The sequence below is a fragment of the Methylosoma difficile genome, from assembly GCF_054657615.1.
Genome location: NZ_BAAHYJ010000004.1, coordinates 140,978 through 156,811 on the forward strand (window position 1 = coordinate 140,978; position 15,834 = coordinate 156,811).

The 15,834-nt window shown below is 49.9% G+C and carries 11 protein-coding genes; 1 reads left to right on the forward strand and 10 read right to left on the reverse strand.

From position 1 onward, the window contains the following. Nucleotides 1-41: 41 nt before the first annotated feature. From ACYQ1O_RS12315 to ACYQ1O_RS12325, 3 genes are all read right to left on the reverse strand, one after another. Nucleotides 42-779, reverse strand: coding sequence for a hypothetical protein (locus ACYQ1O_RS12315; RefSeq protein WP_459992056.1), 738 nt, complete (start codon nt 777-779; stop codon nt 42-44). A gap of 115 nt (nt 780-894) precedes the next feature. Further along, nucleotides 895-3,003: a molybdopterin-containing oxidoreductase family protein gene (locus ACYQ1O_RS12320; RefSeq protein ID WP_459992057.1), complete on the reverse strand. Its 2,109-nt coding sequence runs from the start codon at nt 3,001-3,003 to the stop codon at nt 895-897. Between the two features lie 96 nt (nt 3,004-3,099). Beyond that, a complete protein-coding gene (locus tag ACYQ1O_RS12325) occupies nt 3,100-3,537 on the reverse strand; it encodes a hypothetical protein (RefSeq protein ID WP_459992058.1) in 438 nt (145 codons plus the stop codon). A 127-nt stretch (nt 3,538-3,664) separates the two neighbouring features. Here ACYQ1O_RS12325 and ACYQ1O_RS12330 point away from each other — a divergent pair, with 127 nt between their 5' ends. Beyond that, complete coding sequence (locus ACYQ1O_RS12330; protein WP_459992059.1) at nt 3,665-4,630, forward strand: AraC-like ligand-binding domain-containing protein; 966 nt, start codon at nt 3,665-3,667, stop codon at nt 4,628-4,630. Nucleotides 4,631-4,913: 283 nt separating this feature from the next. On the opposite strand, the gene ACYQ1O_RS12335 is transcribed toward ACYQ1O_RS12330, so the two are convergent. The 7 genes from ACYQ1O_RS12335 to dapA form a co-directional block, all read right to left on the reverse strand. Beyond that, the gene (locus tag ACYQ1O_RS12335; RefSeq protein WP_459992061.1) at nt 4,914-6,008 is read right to left on the reverse strand and encodes a hypothetical protein; all 1,095 of its coding nucleotides are present in this window, start codon (nt 6,006-6,008) and stop codon (nt 4,914-4,916) included. A 208-nt stretch (nt 6,009-6,216) separates the two neighbouring features. After that, nucleotides 6,217-9,030 carry a PA3715 family protein gene (locus tag ACYQ1O_RS12340; protein WP_459992062.1) on the reverse strand — a complete coding sequence of 938 codons (2,814 nt, stop codon included), beginning with the start codon at nt 9,028-9,030 and terminating at the stop codon, nt 6,217-6,219. 181 nt (nt 9,031-9,211) lie between these two features. Continuing rightward, nucleotides 9,212-9,694 (reverse strand): YajQ family cyclic di-GMP-binding protein, encoded by a 483-nt coding sequence (locus ACYQ1O_RS12345; protein WP_459992063.1) that lies wholly within the window; start codon nt 9,692-9,694, stop codon nt 9,212-9,214. A 47-nt stretch (nt 9,695-9,741) separates the two neighbouring features. Next, a complete protein-coding gene (locus tag ACYQ1O_RS12350; protein WP_459992064.1) occupies nt 9,742-10,191 on the reverse strand; it encodes a hypothetical protein in 450 nt (149 codons plus the stop codon). A gap of 87 nt (nt 10,192-10,278) precedes the next feature. Beyond that, nucleotides 10,279-14,142, reverse strand: coding sequence for a phosphoribosylformylglycinamidine synthase (purL, locus tag ACYQ1O_RS12355; RefSeq protein WP_459992065.1), 3,864 nt, complete (start codon nt 14,140-14,142; stop codon nt 10,279-10,281). A 94-nt stretch (nt 14,143-14,236) separates the two neighbouring features. Then, complete coding sequence (bamC, locus tag ACYQ1O_RS12360) at nt 14,237-14,953, reverse strand: NlpB/DapX family lipoprotein (RefSeq protein WP_459992066.1); 717 nt, start codon at nt 14,951-14,953, stop codon at nt 14,237-14,239. A gap of 3 nt (nt 14,954-14,956) precedes the next feature. After that, nucleotides 14,957-15,832 carry a 4-hydroxy-tetrahydrodipicolinate synthase gene (dapA, locus tag ACYQ1O_RS12365; protein ID WP_459992069.1) on the reverse strand — a complete coding sequence of 292 codons (876 nt, stop codon included), beginning with the start codon at nt 15,830-15,832 and terminating at the stop codon, nt 14,957-14,959. Between the last annotated feature and the right edge of the window lie 2 nt (nt 15,833-15,834).

The following is a 15,834-nucleotide window of genomic DNA, read 5'->3' on the forward strand; positions in this document are numbered from 1 at the left end:
TGGCTGCTTTGCACATGTTAATTCACCTTTGTAGAACCCAATTAAATGCCGTTATCGACAGGGCGGCGTTTTTCTTCTATAGGTTTGAATTGAGGGGCTGGTTTAGCCGATTCGACGATGTCGATTTGGTATTCGATGTCTTGGATCATCAATCCGTAGGAGTGGTCTGGATTATGGTATTCAGCCCGAAACTTTATAGTATGTTTTCCTAGCGGCAGTGGTTTTAGCATGACCCAATAGCCGTCAGTTGCGGAGGGGTATACGGTGGGCAATTGTGGGTTTTTAGGTGACTTGCCTAACAAATCAAAGCAATCGGGTGAGCTGTATCTATGGAATACGGGATTGACGATTTTGTGCTGGTCGATGTTGACGACAAAGGAGCGGAGGTAATCGTTATTCATCGCCGCTTTTGACTTGACGCTTTCACAACTTATGTGCGCATCATCATTTGAGTAGTACAGCATGTTGATGACAGGAAAAAACAGAAAATTGCCTTTGGGTATACTGCATTTTCGGGTGATTTTTGAAGAACCATAACCGCCCGCCAAAAACCAAACCTGTCCAGTCTGGTTAACATCGCATTTCAGTCCAGTCATTTCCCTGACGGGGCTTTCAATAGCTGGCATTGAGCTAGCCCATTGCCACCATAAATTGCTGTATTCACCTAATGATTTGCCAAAGACTTTTTCATTCATGCTAACTACTGGATTTGATTCGGCAAAGGCGTTGTTCGTGAATAGGCAAAGTAGTGCGGTAATGTTGATGCGGTGTTTATTCATGGTTGTCACTTCGGATTTGATTACTATAAGACGGTAAAGCTGCATTATGCCAGATGTTAGGTATTAAACATCCGGCGCATGTCGCTAATCGCTAATGCGCCTTATCTAGCTACAATTAAGCCGCCACCACCTGCACCAAATTATCCGAGAACGATGGCGCGTGGCCCATGTTGGCGAATTCTGCCGAGCTGATACTGTTAACTGTGCCTGCATTCAATTGCCGCCAGTATCCTAGCGTGGCGACGATCAAGCCAGCGTTAACATCATCGGTGATGCGGGCTTCGCCTTCAAAACCGCCACGGTCGTTGAACACCAGTACTTTATCGCCGTTGTTAATGCCACGCGCTTGGGCATCTTGGGCGTTGATTAAGACAAATTGCTCGCCTTGGCCTTTGATTTTTTGTTCCATATTGGCGTAGCAAGAATTCAAAAAGCCGTGGCTTTTGGGCGAGACGATGCTGAGCGGGAATTTCTCTGCCAGTCCGGGATTGGTGGCGGCGGTTTCCCGTGATGGCACGTAATCGGGCAAGGGGTCTAGGGTTTCGCCGGATTGGAAGCCGTCGTACATTTGCCGGAACGGGCCGGCGACGAAGTTGGTTGCGCCTTCAGCTTTGAGCTGGCAACGACCGGATGGCGTTGGGAAATTGCCGTTTTTATGCGGTGCGCGGTCGTCTTTGGTGCCGACTTTCAGCCTTGCAAAACCGTGTTCGCGCAAATACGCCAAGTCGATGCCGTCACAGGCAGGGGCGTTCCAATCGACGAAATGCTCTAAACATTCGCCATCAGACCATTGGAAATTTTCCTCGGTAAAGCCAAAACGCGCCGCCAAACGGCGGAAGATTTCGTTATTGGGGATGGCTTCGCCCGGTGCTTCCACGCATTTGGCGTTGTATGTCAGATACAAATGCCCCCACGATAAAATCATGTCTTCCATTTCCGCGCCCATCGCGGCGGGTAGCAGGATGTCGGCGTACAAGGCGGTATCGGAGATGAAATGTTCTGCTGAAACCATGAACAAGTCTTCGTTCATTAAGCCTTGGACGATTTTGTCTGTTTCCGGTGCTTGCGTAACGGGGTTGGCGTTCCAGCACATCAACGATTTGATCGGCGCACCCGCGGGCGGTTGGTCGGTTAAGGCGCGACCGATTTGCAAGGCGTTGATGACGCGTGTGCCTTCGGGGATTAAATCGGGGCGGCAGATTACATCGAATTTGTATGGATGTTCCCACACTGGAAATTGCAACGCACCGCCGCCGACATGCCGCCACGCGCCCGTTAAAGCAGGCAAGCAACTGACGGCGCGGACGCTTTGCCCGCCGCCGTGATGGCGTTCCAAAGCCACGCCCATGCGGATGGCGGCGGGTTGGGTGGTGGCATATTCACGCGCTAAAGTGCGGATGGTGTCGGCGGGAATGCCGGTAATCGCTTCTGCCCATTCCGGTGTGCGGGTAAGAGCGCGGTTTTTGAGTTCGTCGAAACCGACGGTGTAATTATCGACATAATCCTGATCGAGCAAGTCTTCTTCGATAATGGTGTGGATCATCGCCATGGCCAATGCGCCGTCGGTACCGGGTTTGGGGGCGATATGCCAATCGGCTTCTTTGGCGGTTTTGGAGGCGTAGGAGTCAATCACCACCACTTTCGCGCCTTTTTTCTGGGCTTCTTTGACGATATGCCAATGATGTAAATTGGTGCTGACTGAGTTGCAAGCCCAGATGATGATGTATTTTGAGTGGATGAAGCTTTCAGGATCAACGCCAGCGGTGGGGCCGACCGTCAACAGCCACGCGGTGCTGGAGCCTTCGCCGCAAAACGTGCGTTCGGTGACGGTTGCGCCCAAACGGTTGAAAAAGGCATCGCCGCCATTCAGACCATGCACCAAACCTTGGTTGCCCAAATAGCTGTACGGCACAATCGCTTGCGGGCCGTGTTCGGCAATGATCGCTTGCCAGCGGCTGACGATTTCATCTAACGCCTCATCCCAGCTAATGCGTTCAAACTGCTTACTGCCTTTTGGGCCGCTGCGGCGCATCGGATAGAGCAAGCGGTCGGGGTGATAATGGCGTTTTTCGTAATCTTTGAGTTTTACGCACAATCCGCCGCGCGTCATTGGGTGGTCGGGGTTGCCTTTTACGCCCGTTAATTTGCCGTCTTCGACTTCAAACACCATGGAACAAGTATCTGGACAATCGTGCGGGCAGCCGCCGTGATGCGTGGTTTTCATGTTGCACTCCTCATTTATTTTTGTAGTTAAAAATGGGCTGATAATAGCTTAATCGTTTGGGATGCACCATTCGATGTTTGCCAAAACCGCCTTTTGTCAATTTTTGGGAAAAGTGGCCTGAAAAACAATCAGCGCCCCTCGACCAAAACCATAGGTCGTCACAGAAATACTGAGCATGGTAAAAGCCCGAAACAGCAACGAAAAAGCATCATCGCCAGGCGGGTTCAGGCTAGGAAAGATGGATTGCATCAAGAATAAACTGGCATTGGTGAACGCGCCGACCGCCATTGCCCAGCTTACGTGCCAGGGCAAGGGCACATGGGCGGCATAAAAGCCAAACAGCAAGGCACTCATCAGCAGATAGTCCAGATGCGCTTGCAACAAGCGGTCGAAATCTTTAAAAATTAACGGAAACAGGGGTAATTGCAGCTTCACAGCCACCAGACACCACGCCAAACCTAAAGCCATCAATAGCCACAAAGCCGCCGCCCTTAACAAAACAACATTACCCGCCTGATTATAATTTTGATACATTGCCAACTCCGCGTGATTGATAAAAGCATGAGTATGGCAGTTTGGCGGTTGTTCCGTTGGCACAGGACGGCACGAAAACTTGCCTACAACGGCACTGGCATCCTAATTTTTAAAGGCAGGTGTTTCCATGACAACCCACATCTCCAGCACCAAGCTCAGCACTCAGGACATCCCTCGCCATGAACGGCTGGATTGGCTGCGGGAGGTGATTTGCCGGGAATACACCCATGTTGACATCAGCTCGCCCAACCGGCAGATGCGCCAAAACTTGGCGATTTATAGCGGGCAAAACTTACAGCTATCCGTCGTCGAATCCAGTGCGATTACCATTCAGCATCCGTCCGAAGAGCCTTGGCAATACGCCCAAGATGCTTATTTTGCGGTGGTTTTGGTTTCAGGGCGCTATGGATTGACGCAAAATGGACGTGATGTGATCTTACAGCCGGGAGATATGACGATTTACGATGCCACGCTGGCGCACCACATCCGCTGTCCCGATGATTTCAGCAAGCTGATCGTGGCGATACCGCGCAGCGTGTTCAGGGAGCAACTTGCCGAAATCGACCACTGCACGGCTTTGCGGATTCCTAACACGGCAGGCTGTGGCCTGATCGCTTCGCAGTTTATCCAAACCTTGAGCGCGCAGATGGACAATATCAAGCCACAAGAATTTACGGCACTGTCTGAACAGGCCATGGATTTGCTGGCCTTGGCGGTCAATGCCGTGCGTCCTGCCAAAATCAGTTTGTCCAGAAGCCGTGTGCTGACCCTAAACCGCATCAAAGCGTTTATTGACAAAAACCTCCACCATTCTGGGCTGGATACGGCAAGGGTCTGCCAATTTTCAGGCTTGTCGGCACGCGCCATCAATGCCTTGTTTGCCGAAGAAAACACCTCATTAATGCGTTACATCTGGCAACGCCGATTGCTGCAATGCGCCAAGGACTTATCCAACCCATCGGCGCAAAGCCGACAAATCACTGAAATTGCCCTGCATTGGGGATTTAATGACCCCGCCCATTTTAGTCGGGTGTTTAAAAAGAAGTTTGGCTGTTCGCCACGCGAATATCGGGGGGTATCTTGCAGCCCGTAGGTTGCAGTGATGTTAGGAAACCCAACGATTGATGCCTCTGGATTTATTGAGGTTTGTTCCTTAGCCGAACCTACGGATTCGTTTGACCAATTCTATTTATTGGATGGTTATTTTTTTTGCCCGACGTTAAGTAAACACCTATTCAGGCGCAATTAAAAAATCAAAAAAACAGGTGACATAAAGGGTGGGCAGAAAAGCTTGCCCACCCTACTAGACTATTTGAAGAGAGGATACTTGGTCGTTAATTTAAACACCGCTTACACAAAATTCAGGACACCCCCAGTTATTGCGGGATTGTTAAACTCAAACTAGCACAACGCCACATATCTAATGATGCAGAAGATGCAGGAGAGTTTCTAAATCCGTATACAATTTGGCTGTTATCACAATCTCTTTCTCCTGTAAGAGTGGCAATATCATAAACATTGGGATTCCTTACAATATTCAGCGAAATTCCATTTATTCTTGTATTTACCTTATCAATAGAGTTTTTTAATTCTGTTTTAGTTGCGTTAATTGAATCGTTTGTTGCTTTAATTAAATTTTGAGTTTCATTTGCCAAAAATGTTTGTGTATCGTTATTCACGGCAACTCTAATTTCAGCTTTAACTTGATCGAGTGTTGATCGCGCCAAAGATCCAATGCCTGATAACGGTACTTGATAAGCCCCTGTAGTCGTATTAAAAATTAAAGATTGGGCATCGGAAAACAAGTTACCGTTACCGTCATTTTTCATTTTTCTTTTACAAACCACAGTTAACTTCTTAGCAGAGCTTAATGTGAATAACGTATTTTCTGCTAATGTCACAAGCTCCCCAGTAGTTGTTGTTGTTTTACAAACGGAAGTGCCTAGTCCTGTTTGGCTTAAACCAAGGAACTTGCTGGTTGTGCCTGTTGAGGCTGTTGAAAGTGAAACGGTTACACCCTGCATAGTATTGTCAGTTTGAATCTCAAAATTTAGACCTTTACTTGCTAAAGTATTGCACTGGTTCCAAGCATCTAATGCTCCTTGGTAAATGTTCCGTGAATAACTGCTTGCTTCGCTGCTATAAGCACTGCTATTAAAACCATATGTACACACGTTTCTTTGGGTTTCGATAATTTGACTATCCGTTACCGCCCCGGAAGCTCCACCAGAAAAAAGTCCGTAAGCACCTTTTATACTTGCCTGTACAGAACTTGTTGTAGAGTTAAGGCTGTAATCAGCAGAGCAAAAAGTAGATTTCGCTAAAGACTCCCCTTCATTAGCGTTACTACTTTGAGCAACGTTGTAAATGCCTACTGTTAAAAGGGCATTACAAGAATCAGCTGTAAAACCAACGCTAGGATCTACGAAGGCCAAAATACTAAAGCATATTGCTAAGTTATTTTTTTTCATGATTTTATCCTCGTTGTAAATAGGTCTTGTAAAGGAAAGTAACTTATGTAATTTTCGGTATAGCTAATTTTTGATCTATTTATAGCCTCCTATATTTACAAAAATATTAATTAGTTCACATTTTTAAATTTTGCATGTCGAACATAGTACAAAAGAGTTAGGTTTATTACGCCGTATGGAATTTTAAATTCGGCACAACACCCGCTGGTTAGTGAGCTTTACCGGTCATTTCCGGTAAATACTCCTTGCCATCAAAACGCAGTTTGCCAAGGCTGCTGCTGTATTTTTTTACAACTTCATCATTGTCAGAAGTTGGGGTTATCCGGTCAATTTGATGGTATTCAATCACTTCAAGATCATGCCAGCCGTGGCTTGTGGTGTCCGCAACCGACAATACCCGCGTGACGGTATCGGTGGTATAGTTGGCTTCGCCATATCCGCAATTGTTGCTGCCTTCCACCACTTGCCAGCTAGACATACCGTAATCTTTCAACACCGGCTTTAAGGTGTTTTTTTCTTCAACAAATAAGGTCAAATAATCGCTTTCGCCACCTTCGGCACAACTCGGGCTATGGCCAATATCCATCCGCACGGCAAATGCGCGGACATTGTCAGCCAGTTTGTAGCGGGCGGTGTCTATCTTCAGGCTGCCAGCATCAATACGCATAGCGGCATCTTCTTCGATGATGTCACGATAAAAGCGGATGATTTTGTTTTGCTGGAGATTGATAACTGCCACCGCAAAGCCTTTTTTATAGTCCTCTGCTTCGTTAGCGGCTTCGTTAAGCAGATAAAACCACGCGACGATGGCTTGTTCAGCATGGACAGGATGCTGCTTGCAGACCATATCAATCACGTCGTTGCGATCATCATTATTACCGCCGTAATTGATCGGTAATTGGCTGCTCAACAAATTGCTTAGCAAACGGATGTTGCAGGGTTGTTCCCTGCCTGTGTAAGGTTGTTGGTCGGCAGGCAATGCCAAGGCTTGCCAAGCGGGCGGGTTGCTTGCGGTTTGGCGGGGTTGGGTTTTGAGGCTGTTGCTAAAATACGTCAACGCATTACCCCAAATTTCGCCCATCTCGACCGTTTTGGCTGAACAATCCCATTCGCGTTGTAAATCGCTGTCGTCACCGTGGCATTTGCGGAAATCATTCACCAACCACACTTCCAGATGGCCGTCTGCGTCGCTGTCCGTAATCTGTACCACGCTTTCGTACGACAAGCGCATCGGTACGCCGACGACCATAAACGATGCCCCATCAAACACTAACAACAGCCGCGAGCTTTGGTATGGCAGGGTTTGCCAGCCCTCAAAAGGCCAAGCAACCGTTTCATCAGGCTTGTTAATGGTAAGCTGTAACTCCACCACCGATACCCCCAGCTTAGGCAGTTGCCAGCCATAAGCATTACCGATAAGGCCTTGGCGGCGGCTTAATTCCTCACTAAAAGCCCGCATTTTTTGCTGTGTGTTGGCATCCATACCCGCCACCAGTTGCATTAGCCAAGCATCATACCAATGGGCTTGGTTGGCGTTCATGGGCGGTACGCTGAGTGGCACTGCCCGAATGGGCTGGGCTTGCGTCGAGTTCAACGGCACATTTTGCGGTTCGGAAATCCACGTTTTACAAAGCGATGCCAGCCAAGCCGGTTGTGGATGGGTGGTTTTGTCAAAACAGGCTTTGCCGTCATCGGTAAAATTGGCTAAGAGCAATTCATGCAATGCGCCAGTCTCTTGATGACCCAGCAGATTGAGGTACTCGGTACGCAAATCGTTAGCCGCCGTTGATCCGCCTTTTTTTAGCCAATCCCAAGGCGGGATTATCCGGCAATGGGGATTCGCATCAGACAAGTGTTTAAGCGCGAAGCGGGCATATACGGGGTCTAGGTTGAATTTAATCCAACGATCAACATTGGAACAATCAGATTGTTGATAGAGGCGTTCCAATTCCGCTAGCATCGCCGATTGTTCTGCTGGAGTCTCGCCGATATAAAAACCTATATCGTCATCGTATTGGAAAAGCTTACCCATTTGCGGCAACAAATCCTGCAAAGATTGCGGCGACCACGCTGGCGGCGCGTTGGCTATCGAGGCTTGTTTAAGCATCAAAAACGCCGCTTGCCGAGTGACATTTTCAAGCAGTGGCTGATGGCGCGGATAAATGTTGGGCGAAACAGGCGGCAGCGGCGCACTGCTGGCGACATCTTGCTCTAAAGTTTGCAACATTTTCGCCAAATCAGGATCAGCAGGCGACAAGCTGCCCCATAATTTCATCAATAACACACAGTCATTGGGCCCCGTGCCTTGGCAGCGATGCTCACTCAGATAGTCGATGAATTTGCGCTGCAACACGGGCGCGGCTTTGTTGCCCATTGCCAAAGCTGCTTGTTTGTAGGATTCAACCGTCGCTTGCGTCCACGAAGACAAGAGACCGCTGCGTTCATGTACGCAGGTGCTGAATTCATATTGACCGGAGCTGGTGTCGGCAATCGCCATAAAACTACCCTGCCCTGGCGGCAGCAAAAACGGGTTTTGTTGCGGATGCCGCCAGACGTTTTCCGGCATACATTCCCACAACATTAAAAAGGCGGTTTGCTCGGCAGGCCAGCTGGGATAAGGGCCGAACAAATAAATGTGTTGACGGATAGAATCATACGAACGCCGCGCATCGGCAGTTCTGGCGTCGGCGAGTTCTTTGGGAAACCAAGCCGCCATTTTGTCGATGACATCAGAGGGTTGGTTGAAAGTAAGCAACGGACTGTGTGCGGCGAAAATCAGCCCGTTTTCGCGGATGATTTTCTGTTGTTGCAACAGTTCTGGCATCTGGTACAAGCGTTCAATCCGTTCGGGCGTGGCTTCGCGGACAGAAAATTCATCGGCGTGATCTTCTTTGGTTTTAACCATCGCCTCAATTTCTTGGATGACAGCATTGAATTCTTGCGGGTTAAGTGGTGGCAATGCGGGCTGTGCCTGTGCGCAATTTGCCGACACGAACAACAACAAAAAGATAACGTTTAGCATGGTATGAATGAAAGGATGGGGCATTGGTTTGTGATGGTAGGTTGGTAACAATGCGGTAGCGTGTGCATTGATAAGAAAGTTTGTATGAAATGTATGAAAATGCAAACCGCGCCCATAAAAAAACCCCGGCATCGCTAGTCGTTGCCGGGGGTTTATTGGGGTTGGTTGAATTGCTTAGCAATCAATCCCTAAAGTTTTCATATTGCAACGGCATTTCCAAGTTTTCTGCACGTAGCATTTTGATGGTTTCTTGCAAGTCATCGCGGTTTTTGCCGGTGACGCGCACTTTGTCGCCGTTAATGGCGGCCTGCACTTTCAATTTTTTATCTTTTATCAGTTTGACGATCTTTTTCGCCAAATCTTTATCAACGCCTTGTTTAAGCGTGACTTCTTGGCGCATCAATTTGCCGCTGCCTTTCGCGTCACCCAATTCCAGGCAGGCAATGTCGATGCCACGGCGGCTGAGTTTTGAGCAAACAATGCTAAACATTTGCTGTAGCTGAAAAGTCGATTCGGAAATCATCACCAGCTTGTTGTCGTTAAATTCAAAGCTGGATTCGGTACCTTTAAAGTCAAAGCGGGTGCCGACTTCTTTGTTGGCTTGGTCGATGGCGTTGTTGGCCTCGTGCATGTCAAATTCGGAAACAATATCAAAAGAAGGCATGGTGGTCTGTGCAAATACGCTATTAAAAAGTTGGAAAATATTGCGTCTTAAAACGCGAAAAAAACATAATACAAAACAATCAGTGTGCCAATGGCGGCAAATTTAGCCTTTTCTATCAAAGGCAAACCTTGCCAATAGATGATGGTGCGGATTTTACGCATTTCCAAGCCTGTCAATATCCGTTTTTTTAGGCGTCTGTAGATACCCGGTATAAACAATGACAGGCGATAAAAAACATACAGGACTACTGCTAAAATTATATAGAAAACAATGATCTGAGTATCGTGCAAATCAGTTTCAAACAAGCTTTCGACCACATGGTCGAGACCCGATTCGACACCTTCAAAAACAATATCGGCAAACTCTACGATCAGTTCCCAAACGATATGGAAGAACTCGAATAAAAGCTCAAAGACCACATCAGGCAAGAGCATGATGACTAAAATGGCTATCACCAGCAAAGCTTTGCTTATTTTTGAGTAATATTCAGAAATCATGGGTAATCCAGCAAATATGATTGGTGTTTCAGTTTTTATGTACGGTATAACGCCCTTTACTGACTGGCAAGCATTTTAAAAGCCGCGCTAACCGACCCACGCCCTAGCATTTCTAAACATCCGCATCCACGCACCGTAGGCCAGCCAATCATCGGGATGCCAAGAGTTTTGCACGGTCCTGAAACAACGTTCCGGATGCGGCATCATAATGGTAAAGCGACCGTCAGTGGTGGTCAGACCTGTTATACCGGCTGGCGAACCATTCGGGTTGGCAGGGAATGCGGTGCTGATTTGCCCGTAATTGTCGACATAACACAAAGCCACGCTATTCGCCGCAAACGCCAAGGCCGGATCACCGGCAAATTCGGCGCGGCCTTCGCCGTGGGCAATGGTGACCGGCATTTTGGAACCTGCCATCCCCGCAAAGAATAATGACGGCGACGGCTGAACCTCCACCATCACCACCCGCGCTTCAAACTGCTCGGACAAGTTGCGCATAAAGCGGGGCCAGTGTTCGCTGCCAGGAATCAATTCTTTTAGGCCGGACATCATCTGGCAACCATTGCAAACGCCGAGGCCAAACGTATCGGGGCGTTGGAAAAACGCCGCGAATTCATCACGCGCCCTAGCATTGAACAAAATGGATTTTGCCCAACCGCCGCCTGCGCCCAAGACATCGCCATAAGAAAAACCGCCGCAGGCTGCCAAGCCTTTAAAGTCCTGCAAACTGACGCGGCCTTCGATGATGTCACTGACGTGGACGTCGACGCTGGCAAAGCCGGCGCGGTCAAACGCCGCCGCCATTTCCACATGCCCGTTGACACCTTGTTCGCGCAAAATGGCAATTTTCGGACGGCTGCTGTTTATGAACGGCGCGCTAATATCGTCATTGACATCAAAACTTAACGCCACATGCAGGCCTAGGTCGTTGTCATCGGCGATGCGTTCGTATTGTTCCAAGGCGCATTCGGGATTGTCGCGCAACGCTTGCATCCGGTAGCTGACCGCCGACCAAGCGTTTTGCAAGTAGGAGCGGCTGGCGTTGTAAATCACTTCGCCGTTGTGCTTGATGGTCAATTGCTGTGCTTTTTCCACTGTGCCGATTTTGTAAGTGCAATCAATCAATCCGGCGTGGTGGAACACATTAATGACTTCTTGGCTATGGCTTGCAGCCACTTGCAACACCACGCCCAGCTCTTCGCTAAACAAGGCCGGCAAACAATCATCGCCCAAGCAATTCAAATTTAAGGTAACACCCAAGCGGCCTGCAAATAGCATTTCCGCAACAGTCGCTAATAAACCACCGTCGGAGCGGTCATGGTAAGCCAAGATTTTGCCACGGCTGTTCAGCAATTGGATGGCATCGAAAAAGCCTTTGATGTATTCGGGGTGGTCCAAATCGGGACAATCATTGCCCAATTGGTTATACACTTGTGCCAACACCGAACCGCCCAAACGGTTTTTGCCAGCCCCCAAATCAATCAAAATCAGCTCACTGCCTTCCACATCGCGCAGTTGCGGCGTTAGAGTTTTGCTGACATCCAAAACCGGCGCAAAACCGGTAACGATAAGCGATAACGGCGAGGTCATGGTTTTTTCGCCCGCGTCATCTTGCCAAACCGTTTTCATCGACAAGGAATCTTTGCCGACCGGAATGGCAATGCCCAATTGCGGGCAAAGTTCCATGCCGACCGCTTTTACCGTGTCGTACAAGGCCGCATCTTCACCGGCGCTGCCCGCTGCCGCCATCCAGTTCGCAGACAGTTTGATTTGTTTCAGCGAATCAATGCGCGCCGCCGCCAAATTGGTGATAGCTTCGCCAATCGCCAAGCGTGCCGACGCCGGACCGTTTATGACCGCCACAGGCGTACGTTCGCCCATCGCCATCGCTTCGCCCGTCAAGGCATAAAAGCCGGATGCGGTGACGGCGACGTCAGCCACCGGCACTTGCCAAGGGCCGACCATTTGGTCGCGTGCCACTAAGCCCGTCACAGAACGGTCACCAATGTGGATCAAAAAGCTTTTATCGGCAACAACCGGGAAAGACAACACCCGTTGGACGGCTTCCGCCAAACTTACGCCCGCCAAATCCAAGGCACGCAAAGCCGGTTTGACGTGTACGACTTGGCGGTGCATTTTCGGTGGCTTGCCAAACAAAACGGACATCGGCAAATCGACCGGCTTGTCTGCCAATAGATTGTCTTCCAAACTGAGATGCTCTTCTTCGGTCACTTCGCCGATCACCGCATACAAGCAACGCTCGCGTTCGCAGAAGGCGGTAAACAGGGGTAACGATTCGGGTTTGATGGCAATGACATAACGCTCTTGCGCTTCATTGCACCAGATTTGCATCGGCGACATGCCGATGTCGGCATTTTGCACATCCCGTAATTGGAAGCGTCCGCCCCGACCACAATCGTGGATGATTTCCGGCACGGCATTCGACAAACCGCCTGCGCCTATGTCGTGGATGGAGATAATGGGCGTGTCTTCGCCCAAGGCATTGCAATGGTTGATGACTTCTTGGCAACGGCGTTGCATTTCGGGGTTTTCGCGCTGCACCGAAGCAAAGTCGAGTGTCTCGCTGCCCGCGCCCGACGCTTGCGAAGAAGCCGCGCCGCCGCCCAAACCAATCAACATGGCGGGGCCGCCTAAAATGATGATGAGCGATCCGGCAGGAATGCTATGTTTATCGACCAGCATGGGGCGGATATTGCCCATGCCACCCGCCAGCATAATGGGTTTGTGGTAGCCTCTGAAGGCATTGTCGGTATCGGGTACGGCTTGCTCGAAACTCCGGAAATAGCCCGCCAGATTCGGACGACCGAATTCGTTGTTGAACGCAGCACCGCCCAACGGGCCTTCGAGCATAATGTCCAAAGCCGAGGCGATGCGTCCGGGCTTGCCGTTGTCGTGTTCCCAAGCTTGCGGAAAACCAGGGATTTTAAGATGCGATACCGTAAAACCCGTCAAACCTGCTTTAGTTGCCGAACCGCGCCCGGTTGCGCCTTCATCACGGATTTCGCCGCCCGAACCGGTCGCCGCACCAGGGAAGGGTGAAATGGCGGTCGGGTGGTTGTGGGTTTCCACTTTCATGAGCAAATGTGCCGCTTCGCTGACATAGCCATATTCGCCGGTGTGCGGGTTGCGGATAAACACGTCGGCGGTCGCGCCTTTAATCACCGAGGCGTTGTCGCTGTAAGCCGACAGGATACCGTCGGGGGCTTGGTCTTTGGTGTTGCGGATCATGCTGAACAGGGATTTACCTTGCTCAACGCCATCTATCGTCCAATCCGCATTGAAGATTTTGTGGCGGCAATGTTCGGAATTGGCTTGCGCGAACATCATCAGTTCGACATCGGTCGGGTTTCTGCCCAAGGTTTGGAAGCTATCGGTCAGGTAGTCGATTTCATCCGCCGATAAGGCCAATCCCAATTCGGTATTGGCTTGCACCAACGCATCCCTACCCTGTTCGATGATGGCAACCGTTTGCAAACGTTGTGGTTGATGTTGCGCAAATAAATCCGGCACTTCAGTACCCAATACCACGGTTTGGGTCATGCGGTCATGCAAGATGGCGCACAACTCTTCCGGCAAAGGCTGGTCGTTAACAATGGTGTAGCGGATGCCGCGTTCGATGCGTTTGACGGCTGCCAGTCCGCACCGCTGGGCAATATCCGTAGCCTTACTGGACCACGGCGATAACGTACCGGCGCGCGGGATGACCAGCAAGCTTTGTCCGGCAAGTTCAGGCTGGGTATAGGCTGTGCCGTAATCAAGCAGGCGCTGCAAAATACTTTGCTGTTCTGCACCCAGTTCGGCGCTGGCATCAACAAAATGCTCATAACGCGCGGTCATCGCTTGGATGCTTGGGGCAATGGCTTGCAGTTTGGTTAACAGGATTTTGATGCGGAATTCGGAAAGGGCGGAACACCCAGGGATTGTAAGCATGTGGCGTTTGGTTACGTTGAAAATGTCTGAGATCAATTTCCGGTTGGGAAATCCTAAGTGTGTTTGAAGGCGGCAAATTAGTTGCCGCCGTGCATTATTTGGCGAAGTCGGCCCTGATCGTGTCCTGCAATAAGTTCAGTAGCTTTAAGCTATCTTCATCAGTCACCGCTTCTTGGTCTTCATCCAAAACCACCATATCGGTTTGTGTGCCGGTTTCGGTAAACTTCAACGTGTAAGCATTTTCGCTATTGGGCAAACCGCTAAAGATAAATAAGGCTTCGTCCCAGAAAGAGTTGCTGGGCGTGGGTGCTGCTTGTTTGCTGGCATCGAAGCGCAGGCTGATGCTTTTTTCGGCTTGATTACGGGCCGTCACTTCGATGGATTTACGGCTTAAGGCTTTGTTGATGCTGCGCCATGCGGCGTCAAAATTAGCATCCATACGCAAAAGGCTGTTATCCCCGTTTGCCACCACATTGACGTTAAGCGGGCTGCGCTTAACGGCGGGTTTGCTGGCGGTTGCCGGTACGGATTCTGGCAGTGGTTCGGACAAAACCGGTTCGGCAGGCGTAGCTTCTGCAACAGGGGCTGGGGCTGCAACAACCGGTTCCGGCTGTTGGGGTGCAGCATTGATACGGGCAGGCAATCTGTCATTTTTTGCCAAATCTTTCGGATAAACCAACGGCGGAATCTCTACCGTGTATTGGTAATCTTTTTCTTTATTGGGAAATAAGCTTCGGATATAGCCGCAAGCAGACAAATTGCCGATTAATGCGGCAACCAACAATAATCGGAATGGTTTGGCGTTTAGCATCTGTTAAATAATCTCGGCTTGGTGCATGGCGGCACGGACGGCGGCAAAACAATCTTCGCTTAGCCAAGTCAACGGCAAGCGGATGCCTTTACCCATCAAGCCCATTTCGGCGACGGCCCACTTGACAGGAATTGGGTTTGACTGGATAAACAAATCTTTGTGTAAAGCGGCCAAGCGTTGGTCGATGGCAAGCGCGGTTTCGGCATCGCCGTTGATAGCCGCCATCAGCATGTCATGAACTTGTTTGGGTGCCACGTTGCCAGTCACGGTGATGCTGCCATTACCACCTAACAGGCAGAATTCGCGGCTGCTGGCGTCGTCGCCGGAATAGATGGCAAAATCATCACCGGTCAAGGCACGGATAGCGTGGTAGCGCGACAAATCGCCGGTGGCTTCTTTGACACCCACAATATTGTCAACTTTTGCCAAGCGCCCGATGGTTTCCGGCAACATATCGCAAGCAGTGCGGCCTGGGACATTGTATAAAATTTGCGGAATCGCCACGGCTTCGGCGATGGCTTTGTAATGTTGGTACAAACCTTCTTGGGTCGGTTTGTTGTAGTAAGGCGTAACGATCAAACAAGCGTCGGCGTTCGCTTCTTTGGCGCGACGCGTCAAGTTGATGGCTTCTTTGGTCGAATTGGCCCCTGTACCGGCAATGACCGGAATTCTGCCGGCGGCAAATTCCACCACCCGCTTGATAACTTCACAATGCTCGTTCTCATCTAAGGTTGCCGACTCCCCTGTGGTACCCACTGCCACCAGCGCATCAGAGCCTTGGGCAATATGAAAATCGACCAGCCTTTTTAGGCTCTCAACATCGACTGCACCGCTGGCATCCATTGGTGTCACTAACGCGACGATACTACCTCGAATCATGA

Bases quoted from the DNA above. Each gene is read 5' to 3' on its own strand.
- ACYQ1O_RS12315 (WP_459992056.1), bottom strand. From the start codon at position 779: ATGAATAAACACCGCATCAACATTACCGCACTACTTTGCCTATTCACG.
- ACYQ1O_RS12345 (WP_459992063.1), bottom strand. From the start codon at position 9,694: ATGCCTTCTTTTGATATTGTTTCCGAATTTGACATGCACGAGGCCAAC.
- purL (WP_459992065.1), bottom strand. From the start codon at position 14,142: ATGCTTACAATCCCTGGGTGTTCCGCCCTTTCCGAATTCCGCATCAAA.
- ACYQ1O_RS12335 (WP_459992061.1), bottom strand. From the start codon at position 6,008: ATGAAAAAAAATAACTTAGCAATATGCTTTAGTATTTTGGCCTTCGTA.
- ACYQ1O_RS12325 (WP_459992058.1), bottom strand. From the start codon at position 3,537: ATGTATCAAAATTATAATCAGGCGGGTAATGTTGTTTTGTTAAGGGCG.
- ACYQ1O_RS12320 (WP_459992057.1), bottom strand. From the start codon at position 3,003: ATGAAAACCACGCATCACGGCGGCTGCCCGCACGATTGTCCAGATACT.
- ACYQ1O_RS12350 (WP_459992064.1), bottom strand. From the start codon at position 10,191: ATGATTTCTGAATATTACTCAAAAATAAGCAAAGCTTTGCTGGTGATA.
- ACYQ1O_RS12340 (WP_459992062.1), bottom strand. From the start codon at position 9,030: ATGCTAAACGTTATCTTTTTGTTGTTGTTCGTGTCGGCAAATTGCGCA.
- dapA (WP_459992069.1), bottom strand. From the start codon at position 15,832: ATGATTCGAGGTAGTATCGTCGCGTTAGTGACACCAATGGATGCCAGC.
- bamC (WP_459992066.1), bottom strand. From the start codon at position 14,953: ATGCTAAACGCCAAACCATTCCGATTATTGTTGGTTGCCGCATTAATC.
- ACYQ1O_RS12330 (WP_459992059.1), top strand. From the start codon at position 3,665: ATGACAACCCACATCTCCAGCACCAAGCTCAGCACTCAGGACATCCCT.